At 66.5% G+C, this 20,876-nt stretch carries 16 protein-coding genes; 3 read left to right on the forward strand and 13 right to left on the reverse strand.

Annotated elements, in window-relative coordinates; genetic code table 11:
* Window positions 1-19: 19 nt before the first annotated feature.
* From AC1DEL_RS14860 to rpsB, 10 genes are all read right to left on the reverse strand, one after another.
* On the reverse strand, window positions 20-547 hold the full coding sequence (locus AC1DEL_RS14860) for an OmpH/Skp family outer membrane protein (protein ID WP_092297637.1): 528 nt from the start codon (window positions 545-547) through the stop codon (window positions 20-22).
* A 21-nt stretch (window positions 548-568) separates the two neighbouring features.
* Window positions 569-2,908 (reverse strand): outer membrane protein assembly factor BamA, encoded by a 2,340-nt coding sequence (bamA, locus tag AC1DEL_RS14865; RefSeq protein WP_477159104.1) that lies wholly within the window; start codon window positions 2,906-2,908, stop codon window positions 569-571.
* A gap of 144 nt (window positions 2,909-3,052) precedes the next feature.
* Window positions 3,053-4,456, reverse strand: coding sequence for an RIP metalloprotease RseP (rseP, locus tag AC1DEL_RS14870; RefSeq protein ID WP_092297631.1), 1,404 nt, complete (start codon window positions 4,454-4,456; stop codon window positions 3,053-3,055).
* A 54-nt stretch (window positions 4,457-4,510) separates the two neighbouring features.
* Entirely contained in the window at window positions 4,511-5,689 is a 1,179-nt protein-coding gene (gene ispC / locus AC1DEL_RS14875) for a 1-deoxy-D-xylulose-5-phosphate reductoisomerase (protein WP_092297628.1), read from the reverse strand.
* A 30-nt stretch (window positions 5,690-5,719) separates the two neighbouring features.
* On the reverse strand, window positions 5,720-6,541 hold the full coding sequence (locus tag AC1DEL_RS14880) for a phosphatidate cytidylyltransferase (protein WP_092297625.1): 822 nt from the start codon (window positions 6,539-6,541) through the stop codon (window positions 5,720-5,722).
* A gap of 55 nt (window positions 6,542-6,596) precedes the next feature.
* A complete protein-coding gene (locus tag AC1DEL_RS14885; RefSeq protein ID WP_092297622.1) occupies window positions 6,597-7,367 on the reverse strand; it encodes an isoprenyl transferase in 771 nt (256 codons plus the stop codon).
* A gap of 48 nt (window positions 7,368-7,415) precedes the next feature.
* Window positions 7,416-7,976 carry a ribosome recycling factor gene (gene frr, locus AC1DEL_RS14890; RefSeq protein ID WP_092297619.1) on the reverse strand — a complete coding sequence of 187 codons (561 nt, stop codon included), beginning with the start codon at window positions 7,974-7,976 and terminating at the stop codon, window positions 7,416-7,418.
* Window positions 7,977-8,084: 108 nt separating this feature from the next.
* Window positions 8,085-8,795 carry a UMP kinase gene (gene pyrH, locus AC1DEL_RS14895; RefSeq protein ID WP_092297616.1) on the reverse strand — a complete coding sequence of 237 codons (711 nt, stop codon included), beginning with the start codon at window positions 8,793-8,795 and terminating at the stop codon, window positions 8,085-8,087.
* A 336-nt stretch (window positions 8,796-9,131) separates the two neighbouring features.
* On the reverse strand, window positions 9,132-10,010 hold the full coding sequence (tsf, locus tag AC1DEL_RS14900; protein ID WP_092297613.1) for a translation elongation factor Ts: 879 nt from the start codon (window positions 10,008-10,010) through the stop codon (window positions 9,132-9,134).
* A gap of 253 nt (window positions 10,011-10,263) precedes the next feature.
* A complete protein-coding gene (gene rpsB, locus AC1DEL_RS14905) occupies window positions 10,264-11,007 on the reverse strand; it encodes a 30S ribosomal protein S2 (RefSeq protein ID WP_092297610.1) in 744 nt (247 codons plus the stop codon).
* A gap of 334 nt (window positions 11,008-11,341) precedes the next feature.
* On the opposite strand from rpsB, the gene map reads away from it, so the two are divergent.
* From map to AC1DEL_RS14920, 3 genes are all read left to right on the forward strand, one after another.
* Window positions 11,342-12,160 carry a type I methionyl aminopeptidase gene (gene map, locus AC1DEL_RS14910; protein WP_092297607.1) on the forward strand — a complete coding sequence of 273 codons (819 nt, stop codon included), beginning with the start codon at window positions 11,342-11,344 and terminating at the stop codon, window positions 12,158-12,160.
* Between the two features lie 79 nt (window positions 12,161-12,239).
* Window positions 12,240-14,813, forward strand: coding sequence for a [protein-PII] uridylyltransferase (locus AC1DEL_RS14915; protein ID WP_092297604.1), 2,574 nt, complete (start codon window positions 12,240-12,242; stop codon window positions 14,811-14,813).
* Window positions 14,814-14,843: 30 nt separating this feature from the next.
* A complete protein-coding gene (locus tag AC1DEL_RS14920; protein ID WP_477126374.1) occupies window positions 14,844-16,769 on the forward strand; it encodes a pseudouridine synthase in 1,926 nt (641 codons plus the stop codon).
* Between the two features lie 50 nt (window positions 16,770-16,819).
* Here the strand turns inward: AC1DEL_RS14920 and def are convergent, their stop codons facing one another.
* The 3 genes from def to AC1DEL_RS14935 are packed head-to-tail and all read right to left on the reverse strand — an operon-like array spanning window position 16,820 to window position 20,876.
* Entirely contained in the window at window positions 16,820-17,353 is a 534-nt protein-coding gene (gene def, locus AC1DEL_RS14925) for a peptide deformylase (RefSeq protein ID WP_092297601.1), read from the reverse strand.
* Window positions 17,350-19,503 (reverse strand): NAD-dependent DNA ligase LigA, encoded by a 2,154-nt coding sequence (gene ligA / locus AC1DEL_RS14930; RefSeq protein ID WP_477126373.1) that lies wholly within the window; start codon window positions 19,501-19,503, stop codon window positions 17,350-17,352. The genes def and ligA overlap by 4 nt, the downstream gene beginning before the upstream one ends.
* A gap of 11 nt (window positions 19,504-19,514) precedes the next feature.
* Window positions 19,515-20,876 (reverse strand): cell division protein ZipA C-terminal FtsZ-binding domain-containing protein, encoded by a 1,362-nt coding sequence (locus tag AC1DEL_RS14935; RefSeq protein WP_477126372.1) that lies wholly within the window; start codon window positions 20,874-20,876, stop codon window positions 19,515-19,517.

Genomic DNA, 20,876 nt, shown 5'->3' on the forward strand with positions numbered 1-20,876 from the left:
ACGAACGAGCGCGCGCCGCTTACTTGCTGCCGGCGTTGAGCGCCTTCATCACGTCATCGGTAATGTCGATGCGTGGATTGACGTACACCGCTTCCTGCACGATCAGATCGTACTTGCGCTGCTCGGCAATCTGACGGATCACCCGGTTCGCGCGCTCCAGTACCTGGGCCAGTTCCTCGTTACGGCGCTGGTTCAGGTCCTCGCGGAACTCGCGTTGCTTGCGCTGGAACTCGCGATCGAGATCGGCCACTTCGCGCTGGCGGCGCTGGCGGTCGGAATCGGCCAGCACAGCCGTGTCCTTGTCGAGCTTGTCGGCCATGCCCTTGATCTTCTGGGCCATGTCCTGCAGTTCGCGATCGCGCTTCGAGAATTCCTGCTCGAGCTTGACCTGGGCAGCCTTGGCCGGCTGCGAGTCACGCAGGATACGTTCCGAGTTGACCGCGGCAATGCGTGCCTCCTGAGCCATCGCCGGGGCGGCTACGCACAGGGCCGCTGCGGCCAGCGCTGCGGCGCTCAGGGATTTCATCAGTGGTGTATGGAGTTTCATGAAACAAATCCTTTTTGGGGATCAGAACGCGGTACCGATCTGGAACTGGAATCGCTGTACGCGATCCGTATCGTCCTTCTTCAGCGGGAAGCCCATGCTGACCTTCAGCGGGCCGATCGGCGACAGCCACGACATGCCGAAGCCGGTCGAGTACTTGAGGTCGCTGAACGTAATCGGTGCACCTTCCTGGTACACGTTACCAAAGTCGAAGAACGTGAACAGGCGCAGCGTGCGGTCAACACCCGAGCCCGGCAGCGGGAACACGAATTCCACGTTACCGATCAGCTTGGACGCACCACCCACCGGGTTGCCGTTCTGGTCCTTCGGACCAAGCGTGCTGGTCTGGTAGCCGCGCACCGAGCCGATACCACCGGCGTAGAAGTACTTGAACACCGGGAACGGCGTGTCGCCGTAGCCGTGGCCGTACGCCACTTCGCCGTTGAAGGCCAGTGTAAAGGCCTTGGAGATCGGATAGAAGTACTGCTGCTGGAAGCTGGCGCGATAGTACTGCGTATCGCCGCCCGGCACGCCCACTTCGAGGTTGGCCTGCGTGTATGGACCCTTGGTCGGGATCAGCGCACTGTCGCGACGGTCACGGGCCCAGCCAATCGTGAACGGGAAGTTGTTGATCGGGTCGCCGCTGCTCTTGCCGATCTTGTTCAGCCACGCGGTGTACTGGGTCGGCGTGTTGACGGAGGTATGCACCTCGGTGCGCTCGTAACCGATACCGAAGAACACCGTGTCATTCTCGGAGAACGGCACGCCGAACTTGAAGCCGCCGCCGGCCGAGACGATCTTGTAGTCCTGGTCGCCGGTGTAGTACAGCGGACGGGAGGTACGGTAGTAGATGTCCGTGGAACGGCTGATGCCATCCACCGTGAAGTACGGGTCGTACTGCGTCAGCGAGATGGTCCGGAACGACTTGGCCGTGTTCACGTCCAGGCCCAGGCTGGTACCGGAGCCGAACACGTTGTCCTGGCGCAAGCCGGCCTGCAGCACGAGCTTGTCAGTCGACGAAAAACCCAGGCCCAGGCTGATCTGGCCGGTCGGCTTCTCGGTCACGTTCACGTTGACATCCACCTGGTCGGGCGCGCCGGCCACGTCCTCGGTGGTGATATTCGTGTCCGTGAAGTAGCCGGTACGGTTGATACGGGCCTGCGACTGCGTGAGCTTCTCGCTGTCGAACCACGAGCTTTCCATCTGGCGCATTTCGCGGCGCACCACTTCGTCGCGGGTCTTGCTGTTGCCCACCACGTTCACGCGGCGTACATACACGCGGCGGCCGGGGTCGACCATCAGCGTCAGCGCCACTTCGCGCGTTTCCTGGTTGACCTGGGGCTGCGGATTGATAGTCGTGAACGCGTAGCCGTAGGTACCCAGCAGATCCGTGATGGMCTTGGTGCTGGCSGTCAGCTTTTCGGACGAGAAGATRTCGCCCTTCTTCAGCTGCARCAGCTTTTCCATCTCSGCCTGCTTGCCSAGCRKTTCGCCGGCCAGGYGRATKTCGGACACCTTGTACTGATCGCCTTCCTTGATGTTCAGCGTCAGGAAGATGTCCTTCTTGTCCGGCGTGATCGAGACCTGCGTGGACTCGATCTGGAACTCCAGGTAGCCGCGGTTCAGGTAGTACGAGCGCAGCGCTTCCAGGTCGGCCGTGAGCTTCTGCTTCGAGTACAGGTCGTTCTTGGTGTACCAGGACAGCCAGTTCGGCGTGGAGAGCTGCATCTCGTCGCGCAGCGTGCTTTCCTTGAAAGCCTTGTTGCCGACGATATTGATCTGGCGGATCTTGGCGACCGGGCCTTCTTCCACGTTGAACACCACGGACACGCGATTGCGGTCCACCGGCGTCACCGTGGTCTGCACGTCGGCAGCGTAGTAGCCGCGCGCCACGTACTGGCGCTTCAGCTCCTGCTCGGCCTTGTCGATCAGGGCCTTGTCGTAGTAGCGCGCTTCAGCCACGCCCACCGCGCGCAGCGAACGGCGCAGCGTGTCCTTGTCGAATTCCTTGATGCCGACGAACTCGAGCTGCGAGATGGCCGGGCGCTCTTCCACCTGGACCACGAGCACGCCCTCTTCGGCGCGGATCTGCACGTCCTTGAAGAAACCGGTATTGTAGAGTGCGCGAATCGCATCGGCGCCCTTGTCGTCGGTGAAGGTCTCCCCGACGCGCACAGGCAGATAGCCGAACACAGTGCCCGGCTCCACGCGCTGCAGGCCTTCCACGCGGATGTCCCTGACCACAAACGGGTCGGCGGCCCAGCCCGCCGGGCTCCAGGCCGCGATAATGGCACTCGTCAGCACGCCCAGCGAGATGCGCTTATGTCTGATCAACGTGAATCCCCTATTCCTCTTCGATTTCATGCAGGGTATTGGCTCCGATGCCGTCCCGACGCCGTCCATGATGACGCCTGGCTTTGCTGACAAGGCCGTCCCCTCCCGACGGGTTCGACGACACCGCCGGGACGCGACCTTCTTCGGCCGACGGCCGGTTTCGGCTACGCGGATCTAGCCGCGCGCAAGAAACAGTCGGCTGACGTCATTGAACAAAGCGAGTGAGGTCAGGAGCAAGATGCACGCGATGCCGACCTTCTGCAGCATCGCCTGCCAGTGATCTGGTACGGGCCTGCCAGTCAAAAATTCCACGCAATAATACAGCAAATGCCCCCCATCCAGAACCGGAATGGGTAACAAATTGAGCACACCGAGGCTGACGCTGACCAGCGCCAGGAAGCTGATAAACGGCTGCCAACCCATGTTGGCGGCACGGCCGGCGTAGTCCGCCACCGTGAGCGGGCCGCTCAGATTCTGCAATGACGCCTGCCCCACCAGCATCTTGCCGAGCAGTTTCAGGGACAGCGTGCTGGTGCTCCAGACCTGGTCGGCTGCCCGCACCACGGCCTGCCACGGCGCGTAGCGGACGATCTCGGTCTGCACCGCCTGGTTCAGCGCGGCGCCCAGCTTGCCCGTGGGGCCTGCCGCCGCCCCGCTGGCGTCCTTCGCACCGTCCGGGGCCGGGGCTGCGTCCAGCTTGACCGGCACATCCAGCCGCTGCCCATTACGTTCTATGCCCAGCGTGACCTGCTCGCCCGGCCGCGCCCGTACCGCGCGGATCAGCTCGCTCGCCTGCGTCAGGGGCTGGCCCTGCCATGCCACCACACGGTCGCCGGCCTTCAGCCCAGCCCGCTGCGCCGCCGAATCCGGCACGATTTCCGTAATCGTAACCGGCCCGCCCTTCAGGTACAGGCCGAGCGTGGCCAGCGGGTCCTGTTCGGGATTGCCGCCGGTATTGGGCAGGCGAGGCAGCCGGATGTCGCGCTCGGCCCCATCGGTGCCGCGCACGCGCAGCACGGCGCTGGCGTCGCCAAAACCTTCGGCGAACACGGCCATGCGGAGGTCATTCCAGGACTGGACCGGCTCGGTCCGGTCGTTGGCGGTCAGCGACAAAACGCGGTCGCCGTCCCGCACACCGGCCTGGGCAGCCACGGTGCCGGCCGCGGGGGTTGCCACCAGGGGTACCGGCTCGCGCATGCCGCCGGCGAACAGCACTATATATAGAAGGATGGCCAGCGCAAAGTTGGCCACCGGCCCGGCTGCGACGATCACGAAGCGCTTGCCCACCGGCTGCCGGTTGAACGCGCGCGGCAGGTCTTCCGGGGGGATGGGGGGATCGGTCTCGGGGTCCCGCTCGCGCTCGTCGAGCATCTTGACGTAGCCGCCCAGGGGGATCGCGGCGAGCGTCCACTCGGTGCGGTCAGGCCCCTTGCTGGTCCAGCGCGCCAACGACCGGCCGAAGCCGATCGAGAACCGCAACACCTTGACGCCGCACGCGCGAGCGGCCAGGTAGTGCCCCATCTCGTGCACGAAAATCAGAATGCACAGGGCGACGACGAACGCAATTACGGTCTGCATGACAAATCACCCTCTCCAGAGCTAGCCGCGCCGAGGCGCGACGGCGCTACCTACTTAGCGGCTGGCCAGCCGCGTCAGCAATGCCTGCGCGGCACGCCGTGCCGCAGCATCGGCCGCCAGCACGCCTTCGAGTGTCTCGGCCGAGCCAGACTGCGGCTGCTCGAGCACGCCGGCTACCACGCGGGCAATATCGGTAAATCGGATCGCCCCGCCGAGGAAGGCCTCCACGGCCACCTCGTTCGCGGCGTTCAGCACGGCGGGGGCTAGCCCGCCCGCGCGCAATGCATCAAAGGCTAGCCCGAGGCAGGGGAAGCGATCAAGGTCAGGAATCTCAAAATGCAGGCCGCCGGCGACGGTCAGGTCGAGCGGGCTCACCCCGGAGTCGATCCGCTCCGGGTACGCCATGCCATAGGCGATGGGCGTGCGCATGTCGGGGTTGCCAAGCTGGGCGAGCACCGAACCATCGGCGTACGCCACCATCGAATGAACGATGCTTTGCGGGTGGATCAGCACCTCGATCTTGTCCGCCGGAGCGCCGAACAGCCAATGGGCCTCGATGACCTCGAGCCCCTTGTTCATCATCGTGGCGGAATCCACCGAGATCTTGCGGCCCATCACCCATTTGGGGTGGGCGCAGGCCTGATCGGGCGTGATGTCGTGCAAGGTGGACGGATCACGCGTCCGGAACGGGCCGCCCGACGCGGTTAGCAGCACCTTGGACACGCCCGCGCCGTAGCGCGGGTCGCTGGTCGGCAGGCACTGGAAGATCGCGTTGTGTTCACTGTCGATGGGCAGCAGCGTGGCGCCGTGCTCGCGCACCGCGTCCATGAAGATGGCGCCCGACATGACCAGCGATTCCTTGTTGGCCAGCAGCACGCGCTTGCCCGCCCGTGCGGCGGCGAGCGAGGAACGGAGCCCGGCCGCGCCGACGATGGCGGCCATCACGGCATCGGTGCCGTCATCGGCGGCGATCGACTCCAGCGCGGCTTCGCCGTAGCTGACCTCGGTCTTTACGCCGGCATCGCGCAGCAGCGTCTCGAGCTGGCGTGCCGCATCGGCGGAGCCCACCACGGCACGCGCCGGGCGGAATTCCACGCAGGCCGCTGCCAGCTTCTCCACCTGACGGTGGGCGCTCAACGCATGCACGGTGTAGCGGTCCGGATGCCGACGCACTACGTCGAGTGTGCTTTCGCCGATGGAGCCCGTGGCGCCCAGGATGGTAATGCGTTGCATAGGAACCAGATAACCAAATTCAGATTGTGATCACATCCAGGCCAGCAGCAGCGCCGCCAGCGGGAACACCGGAATGAGCGCGTCGATGCGATCGAGTACGCCGCCGTGCCCGGGCAGCAGCCGGCTGCTGTCCTTCTTGCCGATCTGACGCTTGAGCAGCGACTCGAACAGGTCGCCGATAACGCTGGCCGCCACGAGCAGCGTGGAGAGGCCGATCATCAGCCCCAGCCCACCCTGATCGGCGACGCGCGAAAACCAGGTCGGTGCGAAGGCATGGGTGGTGCCAAGCGCCACGGCCACGATCATCACCAGCAGCCAGCCGCCAACCGCACCCTCCCAGGACTTGCCCGGGCTGATGGTTGGCGCCAGTTTGCGCTTGCCGATGGCCTTGCCGACGAAATAGGCGCCGATATCGGCCGCCCAGACCAGCACGGCCGCCGACAGCAGTACCGCGATGCCTTCGGCCCGCAGCACCATCACGGCGTGACCGAACGCTGGCAGCATGATCAGCCCAAGGATGGCGCCAAGCACCGTGAACCCCGGCGTCGCCTTGCGCACGCCCCGTGCCAGCAGCACCAGCGCCACGCCCCAGGCCACCAACGCGGCGGCCAGCAGGAAATGGATGGCACGGCGTTCGGGCGCGTCATGGAAGTAAATCAGCACCAGCAGGCAGGCCACCGCGTAGACGTAGGGCCAGAAACGGCGCAGCCCGATCAGTCGCCCGAACTCCCATCCGGCCAGCAGCACGATCACGGCGATCAGCCCCGCCAGCCACATCACGGGCGCCAGGAACAGGATCGGCAGGATCAACAGCAACAGGCACAGGGCGGTGATGACGCGGGTGATGAGCATGCGCTGCGGTTTCCTTTGAAGGTGGGATCAGGACAGGCCGGTCGCGGCGAGCCGCTCAGGCCGTACCAGACAGACCGGGCGCCACCAGTTGGGCGCTGGTCCGGCCAAAGCGCCGCTCGCGCTGCCGGTACGAGGCGAAAGCCTTGTCCAGCTCGGCGGCGTCGAAATCGGGCCAGTAGGTATCGGTGAAGTACAGCTCGGAATACGCGAGCTGCCATAGCAGGAAATTGCTGATGCGCTGCTCGCCGCCGGTGCGAATGAACAGGTCCGGCTCGGGCGCATAGGACATCGCCAGGTGCGGCGCCAGCACAGCCTCGTCGATGGCATCCGGGTCGAGCATCGGCGAGCGGGCCAGCATCTTGCGCATGGCCTGAAGCAGGTCCCAGCGGCCGCCGTAGTTCGCGGCGATGGTCACCGTCAGGCCGGTATTGCCGGCGGTGCGGGCCTCCGCATCGCGGATCAGCTGCTGGATGCGCGGGCTGAAGCGCCCGAGGTCGCCCACCACGCGCACGCGGATGTCATTGGCATGCATCTTGACCACCTCGCGGCGCAAGGCGGTCATGAACAGGCGCATCAGGAACGACACCTCATCCGCCGGACGGCGCCAGTTCTCCGAACTGAACGCGAACAGCGTGAGGAACTGCACGCCGCGGGTGGCACAGGCCTCCACCACCGCGCGTACCGCGTCCAGGCCACGGCTGTGGCCTGCCACGCGGGGCAGATGACGCTGGGTCGCCCAACGGCCGTTGCCATCCATGATGATGGCAACGTGGCGGGGCACGTAAGTGGTATCGGGAACGCCGAGCGTCGAACTGATGTGCTGCATGGATTCGCGGACGGGGACGGAGCCGGCGGGGTTCCCGCCGGGCGGCCGTCAGACCGTCATGATCTCCTTTTCTTTTTCGGCCACGAGCTTGTCGATCTCGGCCACGAACTTGTCCGTCAGCTTCTGGACTTCATCCTGGCCGCGGCGCTCGTCGTCCTCGGAAATGGTCTTGTCCTTGACGAGCTTCTTGAACTGCTCCATGGCGTCGCGGCGCAGGTTGCGCACGGCCACCTTGGCACCTTCGGCCTCGCCCTTGACCACCTTCGTCAGCTCCTTGCGGCGCTCTTCGGTCAGTGCGGGCATCGGCACACGGATGGTTTCACCCATGGTGGCCGGGTTCAGGCCCAGGTCGGCGTCGCGGATGGCTTTTTCCACCGCGCCCACCATCTTCTTCTCCCAGGGCTGCACGCTGATCGTGCGCGCATCGGCCAGGCCGACATTGGCCACCTGGCTGATCGGCACCATCGAGCCGTAGTAGTCCACCTGGACGTGATCGAGCAGACCGGTGTGGGCACGACCGGTACGAATTTTCGCCAGATCGGCCCTGAAGGCTTCGATCGACTTCTGCATCTTCTGCTCGGCGCTCTTCTTTGTGTCGGCGACGCTCATGTTTACCTCCGGAAATCAGCCAGACAGGATCCCGCCGGACGGGATCGAAAATGAATCATTCTACTCTCAGGCCGGGCCGAATCCGCATTGTGACGCGGCCCGCCGTCGTCATACGTGCACCAGCGTACCTTCGTCTTCGCCGAGGATCACGCGCTTCAGCGCACCCGGCTTGACGATGGAGAACACCTTGATCGGCAGCTTCTGGTCGCGGCACAGCGCGAAGGCCGTGGCGTCCATGACCTGCAGGTTGCGCGAGATGGCCTCGTCGAACGTGATGGTGGTGTAGCGCGTGGCGCTGGGGTCCTTCTTGGGGTCGGCCGTGTACACGCCGTCCACCTTGGTGGCCTTGAGCACGACTTCCGCGCCGATTTCCGCGCCGCGCAGCGCGGCGGCGGTGTCGGTGGTGAAGAACGGGTTGCCGGTGCCGGCCGCGAAAATCACGACCTTGCCCTCTTCCAGCTGGCGGATGGCGCGCGGGCGGATATAAGGCTCGACCACCTGGTCCATGCGCAGCGCCGATTGCACGCGGCCTTCGATATTCGCGTGGCGCATGGCGTCCTGCAGGGCCAGCGCGTTCATCATGGTGGCCAGCATGCCCATGTAGTCGGCCGTGGCACGGTCCATGCCGGCGGCGCCGCCGGCCACGCCACGGAAGATGTTGCCGCCGCCGATGACCACGGCGACCTGGACGCCCAGCTTCACGATCTCGGCAATGTCGTTGACCATGCCCTCGATGGTGGCGCGGTTGATGCCGAAGGCATCGTCGCCCATCAGGGCCTCACCGGAAAGTTTAAGTAGGACGCGCTTGTAGGCTGGCATGTTCACCCTCGGGCTGGTTCTTGATCGCTCGTTCGAACGGATGGATTGGCGCGCGCGAGCCGGGCTGCCGGGGCTTGTGACCCCGGCTCGGCTCAGGGCCGCGCGGAAATACGGAATTGCGGGACAGCTCGAAGCCGGTTTTCGCTGTCATCTGCCGGCATCGTTACGCGAACCTCGCCCAACATGCAGGTGACTGCGGAAATCGACTGATACAGCCGCGGCGCCCGGCGTTCTGCCTGACGCGCTTGTGCAGAGGGGCACCTTGCGGCGCCCCTCGGCATTATACGGTGGCGGAATCGGCCCTTAACGAAAAAGGCCGCTCCCCCACCCTGACGATCAGCCCTTCTGGGCGGCAGCCACCTGGGCGGCCACTTCAGCAGCGAAGTCGTCCTGCTTCTTCTCGATGCCCTCGCCCACCACGTACAGGGTGAAACCCTTCACCGTGGTGTTGACGGCCTTCAGCATCTGCTCGACGGTCTGCTTGTCGTTCTTCACGAACGGCTGGTTGAACAGCGAGACTTCCTTCAGGTACTTCTGGACCGAGCCTTCGACCATCTTGGCGACGATCTCGGCCGGCTTGCCCGACTCGGCAGCCTTCTGCTCGGCGATGCTGCGCTCCTTGGCGATCAGCTCGGCGGGCACCTGGTCCGACGACAGCGACACCGGCTTCATGGCGGCCACGTGCATGGCCACGTCCTTGGCAGCGGTTTCGTCGCCGTCGAACTCGACCATCACGCCGATGCGCGTGCCGTGCAGGTACGACACCAGCTTGCCGCCATTGGCGTAGCGGGTGAAGCGGCGGATCGTCAGGTTCTCGCCGATCTTGCCGATCAGCGCGGCACGGGTGGTTTCCACCGACACGCCGTCGATTTCCAGCGCCGACAGGGCAGCCACGTCAGCCGGGTTCTGCTTGGCGATCAGTTCGGCGACCTTGGCCGAGAAAGCCAGGAAGTCATCGTTCTTCGACACGAAGTCGGTTTCGCAGTTCAGCTCGACCAGGACGCCGGTCGTGCCGTCGATGTACGAGGCCACCACGCCTTCGGCGGTCACGCGCGACGCAGCCTTGCTGGCCTTGTTGCCCAGCTTGACGCGCAGCAGCTCTTCAGCCTTGTCCAGGTCGCCATTGGCTTCCGTCAGGGCCTTCTTGCATTCCATCATCGGCGCGTCGGTCTTCGCGCGCAGTTCTGCAACCATGCTTGCGGTAATTGCCGCCATTTGTCACTCCTTGATTGGTTCGGGCCGATGTCCCGCCTGCTTCCGGGACACCCGCCGGTGTCTGATCAACTTGGGTCCGGCTCACCCGCGGCGAATCGTATTCGCGGCGGATGACAACAAAGTCAGTTTCAGCTTGCGGCGCACTGCGTTTCGCAGTTTGCAAAAAGGGGGCGCCAGAAGTGCCCCCTTTTCCATGTGCCGCAAGGCGGGCGCCGGCGGCCGGTGTACCCCGGCCTCAGGCGCCAGCGGACAATCAGCCTTCCTGGACTTCGACGAATTCGTCGCCGCCACGTGCAGCTTCCACCACTTCCTGAACCGCATTGGCGCGGCCTTCCAGGATGGCGTCGGCCACGCCGCGCACGTACAGGGCCACGGCCTTGCTCGAGTCGTCGTTACCCGGGATCACGTAATCGATGCCTTCCGGCGAGTGGTTCGTGTCAACCACGCCGATCACGGGGATGCCCAGCTTGGCGGCTTCCGTCACGGCGATCTTGTGGTAGCCCACGTCCACCACGAAGATGGCGTCAGGCACGCCGCCCATGTCCTTGATGCCGCCGATGGACTTTTCCAGCTTGGCCATCTCGCGCTCGAACATCAGCGCTTCCTTCTTGCTCATGGTGTCCAGCGCGCCGGCTTCCTTGGCGGCTTCCATGTCCTTCAGGCGCTTGATCGAGATCTTGACGGTCTTGAAGTTCGTCAGCATGCCGCCGAGCCAGCGGGCGTCGACGTAGGGCATGCCAGCGCGGCCAGCTTCTTCAGCCAGGATTTCGCGCGATTGACGCTTGGTACCCACGAAAAGCACGCTACCGCGGTTTGCTGCCAGTTGACGCACGTACTTCATCGCGTCCTGGAACATCGGCAGGGTCTTTTCGAGGTTGATAATGTGGATCTTGTTGCGATGACCGAAGATGAAGGGGGCCATCTTCGGGTTCCAGAAGCGGGTTTGGTGGCCAAAGTGGCAACCGGCTTCCAGCATTTCGCGCATAGTCACGGACATGAGAGGTACTCCAATAGGGTTAGGTCTGAAGTCCGCCCCGACATTCCTGAAAAGGAACACCCCGGATGGGCGGACCAGCGATTTACTAATAAAATTTGCTTCCCGACCCGCCACCGGCATCAGCCAGCAGCAAGTCAGCCCGCGATTGTAGCAACAAAATGGCGTCGGGCTCAAGCCCTGTCTGGCCCCTCGCGCACCCGCCAGCCCGCCAATTCTTGGCCCGGGCGCCGCCAAATCCCTGCTTTCGGGGCGCGATGGTGCGATAATCCCACTTTGCGAATCGATTACCGGCGCGGCCCGCGGCCCCGCCGTCACTTATTTCTGGCGAAGCAGCATGAGCATCCACCTGAATACCGCCGAAGACATCGCCCAAATGCGCGTGGCTTGCCGCCTTGCCTCCGAGGTCCTCGACTACATCACGCCCCATATCGTCCCCGGAGTGACCACGGGCGAACTCGACAAGCTCTGCCACGCCTATATGCGTGACGTGCAAGGCACCGTGCCGGCGCCGCTGAACTACGCGCCGCCGGGCTACCCGCCCTTCCCCGGCGCGATCTGCACCTCGGTCAACGACGTGATCTGCCACGGCATTCCGGGCGACCGCGTGCTCAAGAGCGGCGACGCGGTGAATCTCGATATCACCGTAATCACGAAGGAAGGCTATTACGGCGACACCAGCCGCATGTTCATCGTGGGCGAGGGTTCGATCCTGGCCAAGCGCCTGGCGCAGGTTACCTACGAGTGCATGTGGAAGGGTATCCAGCAAGTGCGCAATGGCGCACGCCTGGGCGATATCGGCCATGCCATCCAGGTGCACGCCGAAGCTTCCGGCTACAGCGTGGTGCGAGAGTACTGCGGCCACGGCATCGGCAAGGTGTTCCACTCGGACCCGCAGGTGCTGCACTATGGCCGCCCCAACACGGGCACCGAGATCAAGTCCGGCATGATCTTCACCGTCGAGCCGATGATCAACGCCGGCAAGCGCGACATCCGCACCATGCCCGACCAGTGGACCGTGAAGACGCGTGACCGCAGCCTGTCCGCGCAATGGGAGCACACCGTGCTGGTGACGGACACCGGCTTCGAGGTGCTGACGCTGTCGGCCGGCTCGCCCGTGCCGCCGGCCTTCATTACCGAACCCGTCGCGGCCTGACGCCGCGTTGACCGCCAGGGCGCCGACCGCGGCGCCCTTTCTACTTCCAGCCGTGCCCGCGACCCACACCGCCCCCACCATGGACACCACGCCGGAACTCCTGCTTTGCCAGCGCATCCGCGACAAGCTGCGCGCCGACAAGCAAGCGCTCTTCGCCGAATTCGACGCGCACAATCAGGTCAATCCGCTGGTCACGCGGCTGCGCCGTGCGGTGGATGCCGCGCTGATCGATGCCTGGACCGGCCTGGAGTTGCCCGCCAGCGCCGCGCTGGTGGCGGTGGGTGGCTATGGCCGTGGCGAGCTGTTCCCGCATTCCGACGTGGACGTGCTGCTCCTGCTGCCGGCCGAGCCGGACGCGGAGATGGCGGGCAAGCTGGAGCGCTTCATCGGCCTGTGCTGGGACCTGGGACTCGAGATCGGCTCGTCGGTGCGTACCGTCGACGACTGCCTGCGCGAGGCGGCGGGCGACATCACCATCCGCACCTCGCTGCTCGAAGCGCGCCTGCTGATCGGCAACAAAGCACTGTTCGCCGACATGCACCGGCGCTATCTGGCGGACCTCGACGCCGCCGACTTCTTCCAGGCCAAGCTGCTGGAAATGCGCCAGCGCCACGCCAAGTACCAGGACACGCCCTACGCGCTGGAGCCCAACTGCAAGGAAAGCCCGGGCGGCCTGCGCGACCTGCAGGTCATCCTGTGGATGACGCAGGCGGCGGGCCTCGGCGACAGCTGGAAGGAATTGTTCGAGCGCGGCCTGCTGACCGAGCGCGAGGCGCAGGAACTCACCCGCAACGAGCGCCTGCTGCGCACGATTCGCGCACGGCTGCACCTGCTGGCCGGCCGCCGGCAGGACGTGCTGGTGTTCGACCTGCAAACCGCGCTGGCCGAGTCCTTCGGCTATCGGCAGACCACGCACAAGCGCGCCAGCGAACAGTTGATGCGCCGCTTCTACTGGGCCGCCAAGGCGGTGACGCAGCTCAACAGCGTACTGCTGCTCAATATCGAGGCGATGCTGTTTCCGAGTGAATCGAAGGTCACACGCGTGATCAACGACCGCTTCGTGGAACGCCAGGGCATGCTGGAAATCACCAGCGACGACCTGTACGAGCGCGATCCGCACGCAATCCTGGAGACCTTCCTGCTCTACGAGCGCACGCCGGGCGTAAAAGGCATCTCTCCCCGTACGCTGCGCGGGCTCTACAACGCGCGCACGGTCATGGATGCGAGCTGGCGCAACGATCCCGAGAACCGCCGCCTGTTCCTGGCCATCATGCAGGAGCCGCAAGGTATCACCCACGCGCTGCGGCTGATGAACCAGACCAGCGTGCTGGGCCGCTACCTGATCAATTTCCGGCGCATCGTCGGCCAGATGCAGCACGACCTATTCCACGTCTACACCGTGGACCAGCACATCCTGATGGTGGTGCGCAATATCCGCCGCTTCGCCATCGTCGAGCACACGCACGAGTTCCCGTTCTGCAGCCAGTTGATGGCCAGCTTCGACCGCCCGTGGGTGCTCTGGGTGGCCGCGCTGTTCCACGACATCGCCAAGGGCCGGGGCGGGGACCACTCCAAGCTCGGCACCGTCGATGCGCGCCGCTTCTGCAAGCAGCACGGCATTTCGCGCGAGGACACCGACCTGATCGCCTGGCTCGTGGAGCATCACCTGACCATGAGCCACGTGGCGCAGAAGCAGGACCTGACCGATCCGGACGTGGTCAAGGCCTTCGCCGGCGTGGTGGGCAATGAACGCTACCTGACCGCGCTCTACCTGCTGACCGTGGCCGATATCCGCGGCACCAGCCCCAAGGTGTGGAATGCCTGGAAGGGCAAGCTGCTCGAAGACCTGTACCGCATCACGCTGCGCGTGCTCGGCGGCGCGCAGCTCGACCCGCATTCGCTCTGGGCCCAGCGCCGGGACGACACCATCGCCCAGTTGCGGCTCAAGGCGTTCGACCCCGAACTGGGCAGGCCGCTCTGGGACAAGCTCGACGTCTCGTTCTTCCTGCGCCACGATGCCCGCGACATCGCCTGGCTCACGCGCCATCTGTTCAACAAGGTGGATAGCGACGCGGCGGTGGTCAAGGCACGCATCTCGCCGGCTGGCGAGGGCCTGCAGATTGCCGTCTACGTCAAGGACCAGCCTGACCTCTTCGCGCGCATCTGCGGCTATTTCGAACGGAAGGCGTTCTCGATTCAGGACGCCAAGATCCACACCACACGCCACGGCTACGCGCTGGACACCTTCCAGGTGACCGACCCTGGCCTGGCGGGCGACTATCGCGACATCCTCGCGTTGGTCGAACACGAACTGGCGGAACGGCTGCGGCTGGAGTGCCCGCTGCCCGATCCGGCGCAGGGCCGGCTGTCGCGCCAGTCGCGCAGCTTCCCGATCAAGCCCCGCGTGGACCTGCGGGCCGACGAGCGCGGGCAGTTCTACCTGCTGTCCCTGTCCGCCAACGACCGAACCGGCCTGCTCTACGCGATCGCCCGCGTACTGGCCCAACATCGCGTGTCCGTGCATTCGGCGCGCATCAACACCCTGGGGGAGCGCGTCGAAGACGTGTTCCTGGTCGATGGCAGCCGTCTTGCCGCCGACAACCGATTGCAGATTCAGCTTGAACAGGATTTGCTCGACGCGCTAGCCATCTGATGGCAACGCGGGTCGGGCAAACGCAACGATATGACAGACAGCAAAACGCCCGGCCGCAAGACGCTGGGCATCAAGACCGCCACGTCCACCTCGGACGCGCCGCGCAAGCCCACCCGCCCGGTGCGCGTCTCCGACCTGAACCGCAAGCGCGTGCAGGACGTGGTGACGGGCATCAAGGAGGCGCGGGAACGCGCGGGCGAGCGCAACAAGCGCAAGGCCGCTCCCGCCGAGGGCGCCGCCCGGCCTGATCGGGCGGATCGTGGAGAGCGCCCGGCGCGCCCTGCCCGTCCGCGCCCCGAGGGGGATCGGCCGCCGCGCCGCTATGGCGACGACGAGCGACGCCCGCCGCAGCGTGGTTTCAGCGGCGATGACCGCCGTCCGCCCCAGCGTGGCGCCGGTGGCGACGACCGTCCGCCCCGCCCCCGTCGTTTTGGTGACGACGAAGCCCGTCCGCCGCGCCGCTATGGCGATGACGAACGCCGCCCGCCGCAGCGTGGCTTCGGCGGCGATGATCGCCGTCCGCCCCAGCGCAGCTTCGGGAACGATGATCGCGGTGCGCCGCGTCCCCGCCGTTTCGGCGATGACGAGGCCCGCCCGCCGCGCCGTTATGGCGATGACGAGCGCCGCCCTCCGCAACGTGGCTTCGGCGGCGATGATCGCCGTCCCCCGCAACGTGGCTTCGGCGGCGACGACCGCCGCCCGCCCCAGCGCAGCTTCGGCAACGATGATCGCGGCGCGCCGCGTCCGCGCCGTTTCGGTGACGATGAAGCCCGCCCGCCGCGCCGGTATGGCGATGACGAGCGCCGCCCGCCGCAGGGTGGTTCCAGCGGCGATGACCGCCGCCCCCCGCAACGCGGCTTCAGCGGCGACGACCGCCGTCCCCCGCAGCGTGGTTTCAGCGGCGACGACCGCCGTCCGCCGCAGCGCAGCTTCGGCAATGACGACCGCGGCGCGCCGCGTCCGCGCCGTTTCGGTGAGGACGAAGCCCGCCCGCCGCGCCGTTATGGCGATGACGAGCGCCGTCCGCCGCAGCGTCGTGCCGATGGCGATGACGCGCGCCGTCCTGCCGCGCCGACCCGTCGCTTCAGCGACACCGCCGATCGTGCGCGTCCGGTGCGACCCGAGCGTCCGGCGCCCCGCGCCGAGGCGCGCGAGCCGGTCCGGCAGCAGGCGGAGGCCAACGACGACGGTCTCATCCGCCTGTCCAAGCGCATGTCGGAGCTGGGCCTCTGCTCGCGCCGCGAGGCCGACGAGTGGATTCCGCGTGGCTGGGTGCACGTGGACGGCAAGGCCGTGACCGAACTGGGTTCGCGCGTCCGCCCCGACGCCGAGATCGAGATCCTGCAGGCCGCCCGCTCCGAACAGGGCGAGCGCGTGACCGTGCTGATCAACAAGCCTGTCGGCTATGTCTCAGGTCAGGCCGAAGACGGCTACGAGCCGGCCGCCGTGCTGTTCGCGCCCGAGAACCAGTGGGCCGAAGACCCCACCCGCAAGCGTTTCCAGCCGTGGCAGCGCAAGAACCTGGCCCCGGCCGGCCGTCTCGATATCGACTCCACCGGCCTGCTCGTGCTGACGCAGGACGGCCGCGTGGCACGCGCGCTGATCGGCGACGACTCGAATGTGGAGAAGGAATATCTGGTCCGCGTGGTCTGGGAATCGCCGGAAGGTCCGATCGAGCGAGACATCAGCACCGTGTTCCCGGCCGAGGAGATCGAGCGGCTGCGCCACGGCCTGTCGCTCGACGGCGTGCCGCTGAAGCCCGCCAAGGTGAGCTGGCAGAACGAGGAGCAGCTGCGCTTCGTGTTGCGCGAAGGCCGCAAGCGCCAGATTCGCCGCATGTGCGAGCAGGTTGGCCTGCGCGTGGTGGGCCTGAAGCGCGTGCGCATGGGCCGCATCGTGCTGGGCGACCTGCCGCCGGGCCAGTGGCGCTTCCTGGGGGCGTTCGAGAAGTTCTGACGTCAGGTTGCGCCTCCCTCGCCGGCAAGCGGTGAGGGAGGCCAGCCGCCTCAATCGTCGTAGTTCGCCGGCAGCTCCGGGAACAGCACCTCGGTGAAGCCGAAGCGCGTGAAGTCCTTCACCCGCATCGGGTACAGCACGCCGATCAGGTGGTCGCACTCATGCTGCACCACGCGCGCATGGAAGCCATCGGCCACCCGCTCGATCGGGTTCCCCATCGGGTCGAATCCCGAATACTTCAGTCGGGCATGGCGCGGCACCACGCCTCGCAGCCCCGGCACCGACAGGCACCCTTCCCAGCCCTCTTCCATCTCGTCGGAGAGCGGTTCCAGCACCGGATTGATCAGCACCGTCTTCGGCACCATCGGGGCGTCCGGATAGCGCGGGTTGCTGTCGAAGCCGAAGATCACCACCTGCAGGTCCACGCCAATCTGCGGCGCGGCCAGGCCGGCGCCGTTGGCGTGCGCCATCGTGTCGAACATATCGTCGATCAGCACGCGCAGCTCGGGCGTGTTGAACGCAGTCACGGGCCGCGCCACCTGCGTCAGGCGCGAATCTCCCATCTTCAAAATGTCACGGATCATTGCGCGTCCTCCGGTTGTGCGCCCGTGGCGTCGGCCAGTAGCGCCAACATGCCATCCTCGTCGATCACCGCCACGCCGAGCGCCTGCGCCTTTTCGAGCTTGCTGCCCGCCTCGGCGCCAGCCACCACGTAGTCGGTCTTCTTCGACACCGAGCCGGCCACCTTGGCGCCGGCCGCTTCCAGCCGCGCCTTGGCGTCCTCGCGCGAAAGCGTCGGCAGCGTGCCGGTCAGCACGAAGGTCTTGCCGGCCAGCGGCAGCGGCGCGCGGGCCGCAGGCTCGCTCTCCGGCCAGTGTACGCCGGCGGCGCGCAGTTGCTCGACCACCTCCACGTTGTGCGGCTCGCCCAGGAAGTTGGCGATCGACTGCGCCACCACCGGCCCGACGTCGTTGACGTCGAGCAGCGCGGCCTCGTCGGCGGCCAGCAGGTTGTCCAGCTTGCCAAAGTGCTTGGCGAGATCCTTGGCCGTGGCCTCGCCCACGTGGCGGATGCCCAGCGCGAAGATAAAGCGGTTCAGCGTGGTGCTGCGCGACTTGTCGATGGCGGCCACGAGGTTCGTCGCCGACTTGTCGGCCATCCGGTCCAGCGCGGCCAGCTTGGCTACGCCGAGCTTGAAGAGGTCCGCCGGGGTGCGGACAATGCCCAGGTCGACCAGTTGCTCCACCACCTTGTCGCCCAGGCCCTCGATGTCCATCGCACGGCGCTGGGCGAAGTGCAGCAGCGCCTGCTTGCGCTGCGCGGCGCAGATCAGGCCGCCGGTGCAACGGGCGATGGCCTCGTCCTCCAGCCGCTCCACGTGCGAGCCGCACACCGGGCAGGTGGTCGGCATGACGAACGCGCGCGCGTCAGCCGGGCGCCGTTCCAGCACCACGGCCACCACCTCGGGAATCACGTCGCCGGCTCGGCGCACGATCACCGTATCGCCGATATGCACATCCTTGCGACGGATCTCGTCCTCGTTGTGGAGCGTGGCGTTGGTCACGGTCACGCCGCCCACGAACACCGGCGCGAGCCGCGCCACGGGCGTGATGGCGCCCGTGCGGCCCACCTGCACCTCGATGTCCTCGACGGTCGTCGTCATCTCCTGCGCCGGGAACTTGTGCGCCAGCGCAAAGCGCGGCGCGCGCGAGACGAAGCCAAGCTGCTCCTGCTCGGCAATCGCGTTGACCTTGTAGACCACGCCGTCGATGTCGTACGGCAGCTGGTCGCGGCGCGCGCCAATATCGCGATAGAAGGCCAGCAGGCCCTGCGCCCCCTTCACCACCTGGCGCTCGGTGCAGACCGGCAGGCCCAGCCCGGCAAAGCCGTCGAGCATTACGCTGTGGGTGGCGGGCCGGTCCGCGCCCTGCAACTCGCCGATACCGTAGGCGAAGAAAGACAGCGGGCGCTTGGCCGTGATGCGCGGATCGAGCTGCCGCAGGCTGCCGGCGGCCGCGTTGCGCGGATTGACGAAGGTCTTCTCCCCGGCCTCGGCCTGGCGTGCGTTGAGTTTGTCGAACTCGGCGCGGTACATGAAGACCTCGCCGCGCACTTCCAGCACGGCCGGCGCCTTGCCGCGCAGCTTAAGCGGAATCGCCTTGATGGTTCGCACGTTGACGGTCACATCCTCGCCGGTCTCGCCGTCGCCGCGCGTGGCGGCCTGCACGAGCTTGCCGTCCTCATAGCGCAGCGACATGGCCAGACCGTCGAACTTCAGTTCGCAGGCGTATTCCACGGCCTGATCGGTCGCCTCGGCGGCGCTGAACAGGTCGTCAGCCGGCGCGGGCGCAGCGGCGGTCCGGCCCAGCCCCTGGGCGCAGCGGCGGTCGAAATTGACGACGTCCTCGTCGGCGAAGCCGTTGTTCAGCGACAGCATCGGCACGCGATGCCGCACGGAGTCGAACGCGGACAGCGGCGCGCCGCCCACGCGCTGCGTGGGCGAATCGTCGGTCAGCAAGTCGGGATGCTCGGTCTCCAGCGCCTGGAGTTCGCTGAACAGCGCATCGTACTCGGCGTCCGGAATCGACGGGTCATCGAGCACGTAATACTGGTAGGCGTGGCGATCGAGTTCATCGCGCAGCCATTGCACGCGCGCGGTGGCGGCAGCATCGGCCGGCAACGCGTCGGGGGGCGCGGAGGCCGGAGCCTGCGCGCCCTGAGTCTTGGCGGTCATGGCAGGCTTCCTTACAGGCTGAACAGGCGCTGGGCCGCCGATGAGCCGGCGGGCATGCCGCGCGCCTCAAGCTTCTCGTACAGCTTTTCGAGCTGGGCGAAGATCGCCACGAACGAAGCCTCGGTCAGCGGCCGCATGTTGTCGTCCACGAGCTGGGCGCCCATGCGCTGGGCGAGGCTGTAGCCGTACTCGCACACGGTCTTGAACGGCTTGACGGCCTGCGCGGCCTGCGGCACGTCCAGCAGCAGCGTGATCTGGCGGCCAGCGTTGACGGTCAGGTCATCGCGCAGGAAGTTCGTGTCGCCGAACTGGAGCGTGAACAGCGGCTTTTGCACGCCATCGGCGCCCGGTTCATAGCGGATGAAGCGCGTGCCGTCGCGAGACAGCACCAGCCCGTCCTGCGTGGCCACGGTCTGCACATAGGCGGCCGACCACGGCGCGCCATCGGAAATCACGTTCACGCCAAGCTGCACGTCGGCGCCGGCGGCAAAGCCGTCCAACTCGCGGGCGTTGGCGACGGTCTCGGTCATGTCGGGGAGGTCTGCCGACGCATCGAGCGCCTCGGCCAGCGCCTCCACGGCATTGACGAATTCGGAGAACTCCAGCGCGTTCAGCGGGCCGCTGCGGTTGGCCAGCTGCACGGCGACCTGGATGTCCTCGTACTGGTGACCGGCAGTCACCGGCTCCCAGGCGTTGGCTTCGGCACGCAGGCCCTCGATATGGACCTGCTTGGTCCCGGCACGGCGCAGCCGGCCCGTCAGCGGCAGGATGCGGTCGCCAGACGCCTTGCGCTCAAGGTGCATCGGCACGATGCAGTCGATCAGCGGGTCGATCACCGCCTGGGCCGGCTGGCCGTCCATCGCAGCGGAGGCGGCCTCCGAGGCGGCGGGCTTCGGCACGGGCGCCGCCACGGTGGCGGTTTGGGCCTGATCGCTGTCCTCGTCGGCTTGCTCATTCCGGCTGGCAGGCTGCGCCATGGCCGGCGATGCCGCCACGGCCACTTCGTCGGCGACGATCTCGTCCGCATCGGCCGAACCTGCGGCTGCATGCGCGGCGGCAGTGGCAGTGGCTACCTCGGCGTCGTGCTTCGACTCCTGCCGGGTGGCTGGCTTCACCTCAGGCCTGGCCATCTTGCCAGCCTCGCCCAGCGTGGGCTCGCGCCGGGCGATGTGCTCGGGCGGCAGCTCCTGCAGCTTGGCGGCCGTCTCGGGATGCACGGTCTTGCCCACCACCGGCTCGCGCATGGGCGGCAGGTCGTCTTCAGGCATCAGCGGCCGCACGCGGCGCGCCTTGTGGATCTGCCAGCGGTTGTACGCCACCAGCAACAGCAACAGGATGACACCGGCGATGATCAGAGCGTTTTGCAGTTCCAT

Source organism: Cupriavidus sp. 10L43_2, from assembly GCF_056395265.1.